This window comes from Streptomyces sp. NPDC001822 (genome assembly GCF_042892135.1).
Taxonomy (GTDB): domain Bacteria; phylum Actinomycetota; class Actinomycetes; order Streptomycetales; family Streptomycetaceae; genus Streptomyces.
The window spans coordinates 433,245-444,739 of record NZ_JBIATW010000005.1 but is presented as its reverse complement, the minus strand read 5'-3'; the positions used below and the strand labels follow the sequence as shown (position 1 = coordinate 444,739).

Annotated in this window: 9 protein-coding genes; 3 read left to right on the top strand and 6 right to left on the bottom strand. The window is 71.4% G+C overall.

Annotated features, from left to right (window positions below):
* Positions 1 to 6: 6 nt before the first annotated feature.
* The gene (gene msrB / locus ACFYY2_RS15290; protein ID WP_388742294.1) at positions 7 to 414 is read left to right on the top strand and encodes a peptide-methionine (R)-S-oxide reductase MsrB; all 408 of its coding nucleotides are present in this window, start codon (positions 7 to 9) and stop codon (positions 412 to 414) included.
* A 140-nt stretch (positions 415 to 554) separates the two neighbouring features.
* Here the strand turns inward: msrB and ACFYY2_RS15285 are convergent, their stop codons facing one another.
* From ACFYY2_RS15285 to ACFYY2_RS15260, 6 genes are all read right to left on the bottom strand, one after another.
* A complete protein-coding gene (locus tag ACFYY2_RS15285) occupies positions 555 to 2,744 on the bottom strand; it encodes an MMPL family transporter (protein WP_388742291.1) in 2,190 nt (729 codons plus the stop codon).
* A 40-nt stretch (positions 2,745 to 2,784) separates the two neighbouring features.
* The gene (locus tag ACFYY2_RS15280; protein WP_388742288.1) at positions 2,785 to 3,333 is read right to left on the bottom strand and encodes a TetR/AcrR family transcriptional regulator; all 549 of its coding nucleotides are present in this window, start codon (positions 3,331 to 3,333) and stop codon (positions 2,785 to 2,787) included.
* Between the two features lie 208 nt (positions 3,334 to 3,541).
* Positions 3,542 to 4,018: a hypothetical protein gene (locus ACFYY2_RS15275; RefSeq protein WP_388742285.1), complete on the bottom strand. Its 477-nt coding sequence runs from the start codon at positions 4,016 to 4,018 to the stop codon at positions 3,542 to 3,544.
* Positions 4,019 to 4,139: 121 nt separating this feature from the next.
* The gene (locus ACFYY2_RS15270; protein ID WP_388742282.1) at positions 4,140 to 4,706 is read right to left on the bottom strand and encodes a hypothetical protein; all 567 of its coding nucleotides are present in this window, start codon (positions 4,704 to 4,706) and stop codon (positions 4,140 to 4,142) included.
* Between the two features lie 2 nt (positions 4,707 to 4,708).
* The gene (locus ACFYY2_RS15265) at positions 4,709 to 6,994 is read right to left on the bottom strand and encodes a DUF6571 family protein (protein ID WP_388742280.1); all 2,286 of its coding nucleotides are present in this window, start codon (positions 6,992 to 6,994) and stop codon (positions 4,709 to 4,711) included.
* A gap of 114 nt (positions 6,995 to 7,108) precedes the next feature.
* Positions 7,109 to 9,520 carry a GTPase-associated protein 1-related protein gene (locus ACFYY2_RS15260; protein ID WP_388742278.1) on the bottom strand — a complete coding sequence of 804 codons (2,412 nt, stop codon included), beginning with the start codon at positions 9,518 to 9,520 and terminating at the stop codon, positions 7,109 to 7,111.
* Positions 9,521 to 9,716: 196 nt separating this feature from the next.
* Here ACFYY2_RS15260 and ACFYY2_RS15255 point away from each other — a divergent pair, with 196 nt between their 5' ends.
* Together ACFYY2_RS15255 and ACFYY2_RS15250 are read left to right on the top strand one after the other, a co-directional pair.
* Entirely contained in the window at positions 9,717 to 10,553 is an 837-nt protein-coding gene (locus ACFYY2_RS15255) for an alpha/beta fold hydrolase (RefSeq protein ID WP_388742275.1), read from the top strand.
* A gap of 229 nt (positions 10,554 to 10,782) precedes the next feature.
* A complete protein-coding gene (locus tag ACFYY2_RS15250) occupies positions 10,783 to 11,238 on the top strand; it encodes a MarR family winged helix-turn-helix transcriptional regulator (protein WP_388742273.1) in 456 nt (151 codons plus the stop codon).
* Positions 11,239 to 11,495 lie beyond the last annotated feature (257 nt).

The window sequence follows — 11,495 nt, the reverse complement described above, 5'->3', positions numbered from 1 at the left end:
GCCACCGTGCCGTACGACGTCGAGAAGCCTGACGAGCAGTGGCGGGAAGAGCTGACCCCCGCCGAGTACGCGGTGCTGCGCAAGGCCGGCACCGAACCCGCCTTCGTGGGTGAATACACCGACACCAAGACGGCAGGTCTCTACTCCTGCCGTGCCTGCGGTGCGGAGCTGTTCCGCTCCGACACCAAATTCGAGTCGCACTGCGGCTGGCCGTCCTTCTACGACCCGAAGGACACCGAGGCCGTCGAACTGCTCCGGGACGACAGTCTCGGCATGTCCCGCACCGAGGTGCGCTGTGCCCGCTGTGGTTCACACCTCGGGCACGTCTTCGAGGGCGAGGGCTACCCGACGCCGACGGACCAGCGGTACTGCATCAACTCCATCTCGCTGACGCTCGCGCCCGACGAGGCCTGAGGCACACGGGACGCCCCGGCGGCGGAGGCCGGCCGGGGCACTGCACGACGCCGCCCGCCGGGAGACGCGCTCCCGGCGGGCGGCGTGATGTTCCGGTCACGGGAGCGGGCCGTGTGTGCCCCTCCCCGGCCGGTCCCGGCTCACACCTTCGTGAGCTCCACCGCCTGCCGCTGCACCGGAATCTCCTGCTGCAGCCGCTCACCCTCGATGTCGAGGTCCGGCAGGATGCGGTCCACCGGGCGGGGCAGCCACCAGGCGGTGCGCCCCAGCAGGTGCATGACCGCCGGCACGAGTGTCATGCGCACCACGAAGGCGTCGACGAGCACGCCGACCGCCAGGGCGAAGCCGATCGACTTGATGATCGGGTCGTGCATCAGCACGAAGCCGCCGAAGACGGCGGTCATGATGATCGCCGCCGCCGACACCACCCGCGCGTTGTGGCCGACGCCGCTGACGACCGACTCGCGGGCGTCGCTGCCGTGGACGAAGTCCTCCCGCATCCGCGAGACGAGGAAGACCTCGTAGTCCATGGCCAGCCCGAACAGGATGCCGATCAGCAGGATCGGCAGGAAGCTGACCAGCGGCCCGGGGGTGTCGAGGCCGACCAGGTCCGCCAGAGTGCCCTGCTGGAAGATGGCGACGGTGATGCCGAACGTGGCGCCGATGGTCAGCAGGAAGCCCAGCGCCGCCTTGACGGGAACCAGGACCGACCGGAAGACCAGCATGAGCAGCAGCACCGACAGCCCGACCACGAGCAGCAGGTAGACCGGCAGGGCGTGCGCGAGCTTCTCGGAGACGTCGATGCCGACCGCCGTGGCACCCGTCAGCGCCACCGAAGCGCCCCGCACGTCCTCCACCCGGTCACGGATCGCGTTGACCGTGTCCTCCGTCGCGGCATCGGTGGGACCCGTCTCGGGAATCACGGCCAGCAGCGCGGTGGTGCCCCGCTCGTTCGTCTGCGGCGGGGCGACGGCGAGCACCCCGTCGGTCTTCGTGATCAGCCCGGCCGTCCGCGCGGCAGCGGCGGCGGTCGCCTCCGGGGTGTCACCGGCGACTACGGCGATCAGCCGTCCGTTGAAGCCCTCCCCGAACCCCCGGGTCGTCAGGTCGTACGCCTCCCGGTTGGGGGAGCCCTCCGCCTCGGTGCTCGCATCGGGCAGCGCGAGGCGCATGTCCTGCACGGGCAGGGCGAGCGCACCCAGCCCGATCACACCGACGAGCAGCAGGGGGACACGCAGCCGCGCCACGACGCGACCCCAGCGGAATCCGAAGCCGCTGGGGTCACCGGGACCGCCGTGCGCCCCGTCGGAGGCGGCGGCCGAGGTCCTGTCCCGGTTCCTCTGCTTGCGGGGCAGCACCCGTACTCCCGCGAAGCCGAGGACGGCCGGGAGGAGCGTCAGGGACACCAGCACCGCGAGGGCGACCGTGGCCGCCGCCGCGAGGCCCATCACCGTCAGGAACGGCACCCCGGCGACAGCGAGGCCCGCGAGCGCGATGACGACGGTGGCACCCGCGAAGACCACGGCGGAACCCGCTGTCCCGGCCGCCCGGCCGGCCGCCTCCTCGCCGTCCATGCCGCCCGCGACGTAGGTGCGGTAACGGGAGGTGATGAACAGGGCGTAGTCGATGCCGACGGCCAGGCCCAGCATCAGCGCCAGGATCGGCGCGGTGCTGGTCAGCTCCACGGTGCTGCTGAGGGCGAAGAGGCCCGCCATGCCGGCCGCCACCCCGACCAGCGCGTTCAGGAGCGTCATGCCCGCGGCCACCAGGGACCCGAAGGTCAGGACCAGCACGAGCGCGGCTACCCCGACTCCGATGACCTCGGTCGATCCGACCTCCGGTACGCCCCGCACGATCTCGCCGCCGTGCTCCACACGCAGGCCGGAGGCGGACGCGCCCGCCTCCGAGAACGCCTCGCGCTGGGCGTCGGTGATTCCGTCGACCCCCGTGTCGAACTGCACCTGGATCAGCGCGTAGCGGCCGTCCCGCGAGACGGCCTTGGACACGAAGGGGTCGACGGCGGCGAGGACGCCGGGGACCTTGGCGGCCTCGCGGGTCACGGGAGCAACCGCCTCCGGCGTCAGCTTCCCGCCCTCGGGCGCGGCGACGACTATGGTCCCGGTGGCACCGCCCGCCTGCGGGAACTCCCGGGACAGGGCGTCCAGGGCCTTCTGGGACTCCGTGCCCGGAATCGAGAACTTGCTGGTCGTGGGCCCGCTGAAGGCCGCCGCTCCTCCTCCGAGGAGGGCGAGCAGCAGGAGCCAGAGCGCGAGGACGCGCCCCCTGCGGCGGAAGGACAGCCGGCCGAGCCGGTAGAGCAGGATAGCCATGCGATAGAGGCGTCTTTCTCTTCGAACTGGACGACTTCTGTCAGCTGACGGGATGCCCGAGGGTTCTCAGCGCTCCCTGCACCAGTGCGGCGCGCATCGCGTCCGGCGCGACATCCACGTCGGCGGCGACCGTGACCGCCACGCCGCCGATCACCATCTGCGCCGATACGCGTGCCGACGGTTCCCGGGACCGGCCGGCCAGTGCGTCCGCGAGCTGGTCGACCGCCTCGGGGATGACGGCCAGGACCGGGTGGCCGAGCATGTCGGGCAGCTCGGCGAAGATGATCTTTATCTCCTGGCGGAAGCGCATCGCCAGTCCCACATAGACGGCCACGGCCGCTCGCACGGCCCGGTCGCCCTCCAGCGGCGCCAGGTCGTCCCTCATGGCCGTGAGGCTCTCCGCCGGAGGGGTCAGCACCTCCGTGAGGATCGCGTCCTTGCCCGCGAAGTGATAGAGCAGGGACGCCTTGGAGCAGCGCGCCTCGACCGCGATGTCGTGCAGCGAGGTTCCCTTGAACCCGTGCTCGGCGAACAGGCGCACCGCCGAGTCCAGAATCTGACGGCGCATCGGGGAGGGCTGACGTGGCATGCGGACACCGTAGCTGACCGATCGGTCAGAGTCGGCCGATCGGTCAGGTTCTCGCAGTGAGCCACGCCACTTCCGGGCGATCCGCACCGGTAAGGGGGGCCGGCAGGACGGACGAAGGCCCTCCAGCAGCCGTGCGAGCTGGAGGGCCTTCTGTGACTTCGGTGTGTATTTCGGTCCGGGCGCGGGCGGCTTTGGACGGGGAGCGGTCCTATTCCTCGTCGGAGCCGGACTCCGCGGCCGCCTCGGCACGCAGCAGCGGATGTGCGACCCCCGGGAACACCCGGGCCCGCAGGACCTCCTCGGCCGCCCCGCCCCGCACCACGGTCTCCGCGACCCCCCACGGGCGCCCCGCGAGGCGGACGGTCAGCGTGTACGACGACGAGCAGCCCATGCACTCGTACCGGTCCGCCCACACCTCGACCTCGGTCAGACTGCCCGGGTAGCGCTTCACGTGCAGGTGCCGGGCATGGCAGCGGTCACAGGTCTCGCCCGGCTCGCACGTGCCCCCGCAGGGGCAGGGCACGTCCAGGGAATCGGCGGGCTGCCAGCGCTGGACCAGCACCGCGTCACGCGTGGCGCCCATGTCCTTCATCGCCTTCAGATTGCGCGCGGCGACGTTGTACGACTCGCCGGTCGCGGCCATCCGGTCCCGGATCACGTCCTTGCGTCCGCGGTTCGTCGTCATCCTGCTCCTCCTGGGGTGTCACGCAGCCCGCCAGGAGGCACACGAGATCAGAACCTCCAACGGTACCCGCCCCGGGGGGACCGGCCGAACCGCACCGGTTTCACTCAGGGCCACGGCCCCGTCAGCGGCACTTCAGTTCCTTCTCCGCGAAGGCTGTGAACTGCTTCAGGAGGGCGGGGAGGATGCGGCGGGCCTGCTTCTCCTGCTCGTGGTCGCCCTGTGAACGGTACGTGCTGAGGTGCAGATCGATGTACCTGCCCGGAGAGGACGGACCGGCGGAGGGTTCGCAGACGATGTACGAGGCGGCTCCGTTGTGCCAGAGAATGCCCTTCTCGCCGATGTCGAGCGGTTCGGGATCAGCCTTCTCCCAGGGACTCCAGTCGATGTCGGTCTCGTGGCCGAGGCGAGTGGCCGAGGCCTGGAATTTCGTCACACCGTCGATGTCCAGGGTGCACGAGGCGAGGTCCCCATCCTCCTGAAGGGCGAACGGGCGCATGGCGGCGGCGCCGAACGTGGCCTTCTTCCCTGCCGGCAGGAGGGGTGACACACCTTGTGCGGCGAAGGCATCCCAACAGATTCGCGCGGGAAGTTCGGGAACCGCCTCGGTCGTCTCGGAACATCCGGTGAGAGACGCGATCAGCAGCGCTGACGCCGAGGTTGCCGTCGCGGTCTTCGTGAATCGCCACATGGCTACTTCCCCTTGGGGTGAGAACTGTCGACCAGGTCGCGCCCGGTGGAATGGGCTCCGGCGGTTTCCGTCGAGGCCGATCCCTTGTAGTCGTTGTACTGGTCAGGTGTGAGACCAGCCGCTTTCGCGCCCGTTTCGACGGCGGCCACAGCGGCATTCTTCGCGGCGAGTTCCGCTTCGGCGTAGCCGGTCAGTGACTCACGCCGGCCTTCGTCCGAGACGTCCTTCTCCGCGCTCTTCACGACGGATTCGGTGACGTCTTCCTGAATCCAGCCCACGACGTCACCCCCTACCGGAATCATCTCGACGTATTTGGCTCCGGCGGCGGTGAGGATGCGGTTGGTCCACTTGGCGTTGTCCGCCACCCCCTCGCTGTACTCCGTATTCTCGTGAGCCTTGGCTTCGTGAATCGCGTACGCCCTCGCCTCGGTCATCATTCCCGCGATCTCACCTCCGGGGTGGACGGCGTTCCGGACGGCCTCTCCCGTGTCCGGGTGGCTGTCGGGATGGCGGAAGACGTCACTGACCAGCGCCGTCGTATACGCCTGCTGTGCGTGGGTGATCGCGCCGTAGGCCTGTGGGTCCTGGGCCACCGCGCCCAGGAATCCGGCCATCTGCCCCTTGTCGAATTCCGCCGCGTGCCCGAACGGTCTGATCTGGCCCGCTCCGTTCTCCGCCGTGGCCTGCAGGTCCGGCATGTACTCCGCCGCCATGTTGCCGAACTGCCGGGACAGTCCGCTGAGGGGTGCCGCAGGATCGCCGGCCTTGGCGGCGACGAGTTCGGGGTTCGTGCCGGTCTTCTCCACGACCTGCTCCATCACTTCGGCCATGGCCTTGCTGTGGGAGACGGGTGGTGCGTCGTCGTCGCCCGGGGTCCGCCCGGTGACCGCTGCTTCCAGCGCATTGCCCATGGCGGTCTGGCCCGGGGCGGCCTCCCCGCCGACCGCCGTGTCGTACCAGTCGGCCGTGGGCTTCTTGTCGAGCATGTAGTCGACCACGCCTTGGGCGTCCTTGCCCTTGATCTCGGCGTCCGACAGCGTGACGATGCCGTCCTTGTTGGAATCCTCGCGGATCCCCTCGTGGAAGAAGGCGGTGGAGGCGTCGGGGTTCCTGCTCATCGCCTCCATGAGACCGGTGAGGGGGTTGAAGCCCTTTCCGCCCTCCGTGTCGAGGTTGATCGCCATTTTCTGGTCGTAGGGCAGGTTGGTCGACCAGATGTTCGGGTTCTTCTTGTCCATCGCGACCATGTCCCGGCCGACAGCCGTGAGGAAGTCCTTGTCGTACGTCCCCTCGCGAAGCAGAGCGCCGAGCGCCTGGTAGCCGTAGACCTTGGTGCCGACGCCCGCGAAGCCCGACACGTCGACCTCCTTGCGTCCGGCCTTCAGGAGCTGCGTAGTCCACGTCGCGTCGAGATGGTTCGGTGTCGAGGTCTGGGTCGCAAGACCGAGCATCGCGCCCATGTCGTTCTGCATGCCGCGGACCAGGGCCGCCCGGTCCTGGCCGAGAGGGCCGAGCGATGTCGCGTCCAGCGACATCCTGGTGTAGGCCTCGAGCGTCCCCTCCGCGCCGATCCTCCGGTAGAACCCCGTCGCGAACTCGGGATCGTCACGGTTGTCGTCGATGAGATCGGCGAGTTGTTCGAGGGCCTTTGCGTTGCGGGCGGTGCCACCCTCGCCCGTGACCGTCTTCAGCAGGCCCGCGGCGCGGTCGACCTGCTCGGTGTCGAGGCTGGTGAACTTCGGGGCGCCGAAATCCTTGTCGCCCGACACATTGGCCATGAGGGCGCGTCTCAGGGAGTCGTCGGCATCGGAGAAGTCCTCGACGAGCCGGTCGATCCGCTTCTGCCAGGCGACGACGGCGGCCTTCTGCTTGTGCAGGGCCGCCGGGTAGTCGGGATCGTGCCGCGCCCCGGGGTCGTCCTCCAGGTCGTACCGGGGTGACACGTGCCCGGCCGCGCTGATCACGATCCCGGCCTTCCCGGCCTCCTCGTCACGGATCCTGACGAGCTCGTCCTTCGCCGTCCTGAACGAGGTGTGTGCGTCCGCGAGCAGGAGGCCGATGCCCCTGGCCTCGGCCGCCGCGTCCTCGAACTCCTCTGCCGTCTTCGCGATGAAGGGTTTGGTGACGCTCGCGTTGACGCCTTCCCAGTCGGCTTTGCCCGCCTTCGCCTTCATTCCGGTGCGGGCGTCGTCGGCCAGGGACTCCAGCTTGGTGACCATCTCCGCCCAGCTGGCGGCGGCATCCCCGAGCTTGCCCAGAGGTGCGCTCACGACATCCTCGAACTCCATGACTGTCTCCCCCCGTCGGCCGGCCCGTGGCCGGACGGACCCGCCCAACGCTGCGCGACAGCCTAGCCCGGCGCCGTTGGCGGAGGTATGCACGTGCGAACGGGCACCCGAGGATCAGCCCCGGCGCACCCGGCCCGCGATGCGTTTGCCGAGCCGCCCCAGGGAGCGCGGCGGACGGTTCCAGGTGCGGAAGGCATCCAGGGTGCGGCTGCTCCCGTCGCGTTCCACCGCCCGCTCCGCCGCCGACAGTCCCTCCGCGGACAGGGCGCGGACCGCCGGGCGCAGTACCTCGTCGAGCAGGCCGGTACGCACACGGGTCCAGGGGGCGCCCGCGTGCGGATGGGCGTTCCACACGGCGAAGCAGTCGGCCACGTACGCGGGGTCGGCCGCCAGCAGCGCCCGGACCTCGTCGCCGCGGGCGGCCGTGCCGTAGGCCGCGATCAGGTCCTCGTCCCCGCTGTGCACGAAGGCGTACAGCTCGGCCTCGGGCCGGTCCGGGGCCAGCAGCCGCTCGGCCAGGGCTCCGTAGGCGTGCGCGAGGGCCGAGGGCGCCACCGGTTCGGCGCGGCTGCGCAGCGCCCTGGCCCGGTCGGCCCAGCCGGCTTCGGCCGACCCGGAGCGGACGTCCCGGGCGAAGTCCAGGAGCATCAGGCAGGCGCGCACCCGGGCGTCGATCTGCTGGGGGAAGCCGCGCAGCAGGTCGTGGGCCAGTTCGGCGGCGTTCACGTCACCGGAGGGGGCCGCGAGGGCGGCGTCGACCAGGCGCGCCCAGGTGCCGGCCGTCCGGTGGGCGTCGGACGTCGTCTCGTCCAGCAGCGACCTGGCCTCCTCCGCCGTGGGGGTGTCCTCGCCCCAGACCAGGCCCACCGCGGTCCGCAGCACCAGGGGCTCGGCGAAGGGGGACATGCCCGCGGCGCGCAGCACGGTGTGCAGCGAGGCCACCCGCCCGGTGCCCCTCGTCCTGGCGCCGGGTGCCTCGGCGCACATGCGCAGGTGCGGCAGCGCCTGCGTCCCGGTGAAGGGCAGCGCGACCCGGGACAGCAGGTCTTCGGTGGCCGCCGGGTGGTCGGGTGCGAGCCGGTCCAGCTCGCCCAGCAGCGCCGTACGTACGTCGAACTGCTCGTCCAGCAGCTCCAGCAGGGCGGGACAGTCCTCGGCCCCGTCCTCGTCCAGCAGGGCGCGGGCCAGGCGGCGAACGGCCTCGGGGATGAGCCCCGTGGAGTCGAGGCCCAGCAGCCGTACGAGCCGCAGCACCTGCACGGTCCGCGCGACACCGCGGGACGGCGCGGAGAGCTCGGCCAGGAGTTCGCCGCCCAGCTCGTCCACCAGGGCGGCGAGCGCGCGTTCCCCGTCCGGCCCCTCGAACACCGAACGCGCGGGAGGCTCCAGGGTCACGTCGTCGCCCCGTACCGCCTCGGTCACCAGGAGGGCCGCCAGCGGCGCGGTGACGGAGGCGGGGCAGCGGCCGTCCAGCGCCGTCAGCAACCGGAGCGCCGCGGCGCACTCCGCGGCCGAGCGGTCGTCGGCGGGCGCGGTCAGCGCGTCGGTCAGCTGCCGGGTGCGCTTCTCGTCCAGCGCGTACGGCCGCTCGGCAGCCCAGTCGGCCGCCGCCGCACGTTCGTTGGAGCCGAGCGAGATGCCCGCGCCGAGCGCCGTCACCGCGAGCGGGCCCGCGGCGAACGGCTCACCCGGCAGCTCCGCCGCGTCGCGGAACAGCTCGGGGGCCCTGCTGCGCCAGATCCGGGCGGCGGTCCCCGCCCAGGCGTCGTCCACCACAGCGGCCGGCCGCGGTCCGGAAGCGGCGTGCACACGGAAGCGGGGGTCGCTGATGTCGGGCGCGTCCTCCGGCAGGACACCGACGACATGGTGCGCGGTGCGCCCGGGGCGGCGGGTGTACGTGGTGAAACTCAGCCGTTCGGCGTGCTCCCGGGGGAGTGCGGCGGTGGCCAGCGCGACCCATCTGGCCACATCGGCGCTCTGCCGCTCCACGAGGACGACCCGGGGCGCCGACAGGTCCTCGCTCGCCCGGCGCAGGTCTGCGAGGACGGCCGCGAGCCACGGGCTGCGGGACACCGCGAAGTCACCGAGGCCCTCCCTGGACAGCCCTTGGGAGGGGCCGTGGGAGGTGGACAGCGCGGTCAGCGGATCGGGCGGGGTGCGGTCCGGTGCCGCGGAGAGCCAGCCGGACGCGCCCCACGCGGCGACGGGGAGCACCCGGCCGGGTATCGGAGTGCCGGGTGTCAGGTGCACGGCGTGGGCATGGAAGCCGGCCGGTCCCGTGGCGACCGCCCTGCTGATCAGATGACTGCCGTCGGAGAGCGCGACGTAGCCGAACGCCACCGGAAGCGAACGCAGTTGGGCATCGGAGAGCCGGTCGGGAGCGCCTGCCGGAGCTTCGTAGGACAGAAGCGGAGCGGCTTCGGCGCGGACCGGCCCCGGTATCGCGGGATCGGTGGCGGTGAACCGGCCACCGGTCTCCCCGTCGCCGGCCGCGACGGAGGTGTAGTGCAACTGCGGGAGGCTCATGCGTAGGCCCTCATCGTCCCTGCCACGTGCGTCCCCGTGCCACGCACCGGCCACCGCTCGCCGCCCTGTTGGGGCGGCCCGGCCCGGCGGAGCGACGACCCCGGCGGGGAGCCTTCCGTAGTCGTGCGGGCGACGCTATCAAGGCCTGACGCCCCGTTGGGCCGCGCGCGGCACGACGACGCCCTAGGTTGGACGTATGACCGAGGCAGTGCTTTCCGCGGGAGTGGTGGAGTACGAGGACACGGGCGGCGACGGGCCCGTGGTGGTCCTGCTGCACGGGGTCGCCATGGACGGGTCGCTGTGGCGGCATGTGGTCGCCGCACTGCGCCCGCACTACAGGTGCGTCGTGCCCACGCTGCCGCTCGGTGCCCACCGCAGGCCCATGCGCCCCGACGCCGATCTGACGGTTCCCGGCGTCGCCCACCTGGTGGCCGAATTCCTGGAGGCCCTCGACCTGCACGACGTCACCCTGGTGATGAACGACTGGGGCGGGGCACAGGCCCTCGTCGCGGACGGCCGGGACGGGCGGATCGGCAGGCTCGTGATCACCTCCTGCGAGGCGTTCGACAACTACCCGCCGGGCCTCCCCGGCCGCAATCTGCTCGCCGCGGCTAAGGTGCCCGGCGGCCTGCGGCTCGCCTTCGCCCTGCTGAAGCTGAAGCCGATGCGCAGACTGCCCGTGACGTGGGGCCGGATGAGCAAGCGGCCGGTACCGCACGAGGTGATGGACGGGTGGTTCCGTCCCCTGTGGACCTCCGCCGCGATCCGGCGGGACCTCAGGGCGTACGTACTCGGGGTGCCGCCCGGGGACGAACTCCTGCGGTGGGCGGACGCGCTGCGCACGTTCGACCGCCCCGCGCTCGTCGTCTGGGCGTCCGAGGACAGGGTCATGCCCCCCGCGCACGGCCGGAGACTGGCGGAGATGCTGCCCCGGGGCGAACTGGTGGAGATCGCCGACAGCTTCACCCTCATCCCCGAGGACCAGCCGCAGCGGCTGAGCGAGGCCATCAGGGCGTTCGTGCCGCTGTCCTGAGGGGTGGGGGACGGTGTGGCCGGTGGGTCGGCAGTACTCGCTCTCCGCCGGTCCGACGCCCGCCGGTCCGATGTGCCGACGGTCCGACGTGCCGCCGGTCCGATGTGCCGACGGTCCGGCTCCGGGCGGCGAGGGCGGCTCGGGCGCACGTCCGGGAAGGCTCCGACAGGGTGGTATATCTGCAGTTGAGAGCCCCCCAAGCGTCGTCAAGGCGGTCGAGAGAAGGACCATGGACAAGCCCACGCACTTGATCGAGTTCGAGACCATGCTGCTGGGGCGGCACCTTCAGCTGAGCGCACCCCGGTCACGGCGGGGCGGCGGATACCTCGACCGCAGCGCCTACACGCTGCTCAGCCGGATCCGTATGGAGGGCCCGATGTCCATCGGGCAGCTCAGCGAGGCGTTCGGCCTCGACGCGTCCACCCTGAACCGGCAGACCGCCGCGATGCTGCGAGGCGGTCTCGTCGAGCGCATCCCGGACCCCGACGGTGGCATCGCCCGCAAGTTCCGCATCACCGATGCGGGTGAACGAAGTCTGGAGGCCGAGCGCACCGAGAACATCCAGGGTCTCGAACGGGTGATGGCCGACTGGACGCCGGACGAGGTCGCGGGGTTCGCCGCGTACCTCAAACGCCTCAACAGTGACATCGAGAACCTTGACGGCCGGCCCTGGCCCCGCCCTTGAGAACAGGGCCCGTACCGCCCCTGACCACCGGTGATGCGCGGTACCGGCGTCCTCGGCCCGGGCGGGCCCGTACGGGCCCGCCCGGCCGGGGCCTGAAGCTGATCTACGGCCGCGTTTAAGAAATCCTCGATGGACCTGAGGCGCCGGGTACGGCACATTTCTTGGTGACGGCAGAGAGTCCGGTGGCAGGCGCTCCGTTCTGTCCCGTCCGTCGTATCCCCCGCCCCCGGGCCGCAGACCGCATTCGGCATGTCCAC

Coding starts and splice junctions, on each gene's coding strand:
- ACFYY2_RS15250 (WP_388742273.1), top strand. CDS start 10,783: ATGGACAAGCCCACGCACTTGATCGAGTTCGAGACCATGCTGCTGGGG.
- ACFYY2_RS15275 (WP_388742285.1), bottom strand. CDS start 4,018: ATGACGACGAACCGCGGACGCAAGGACGTGATCCGGGACCGGATGGCC.
- ACFYY2_RS15270 (WP_388742282.1), bottom strand. CDS start 4,706: ATGTGGCGATTCACGAAGACCGCGACGGCAACCTCGGCGTCAGCGCTG.
- ACFYY2_RS15280 (WP_388742288.1), bottom strand. CDS start 3,333: ATGCCACGTCAGCCCTCCCCGATGCGCCGTCAGATTCTGGACTCGGCG.
- ACFYY2_RS15265 (WP_388742280.1), bottom strand. CDS start 6,994: ATGGAGTTCGAGGATGTCGTGAGCGCACCTCTGGGCAAGCTCGGGGAT.
- ACFYY2_RS15260 (WP_388742278.1), bottom strand. CDS start 9,520: ATGAGCCTCCCGCAGTTGCACTACACCTCCGTCGCGGCCGGCGACGGG.
- ACFYY2_RS15255 (WP_388742275.1), top strand. CDS start 9,717: ATGACCGAGGCAGTGCTTTCCGCGGGAGTGGTGGAGTACGAGGACACG.
- ACFYY2_RS15285 (WP_388742291.1), bottom strand. CDS start 2,744: ATGGCTATCCTGCTCTACCGGCTCGGCCGGCTGTCCTTCCGCCGCAGG.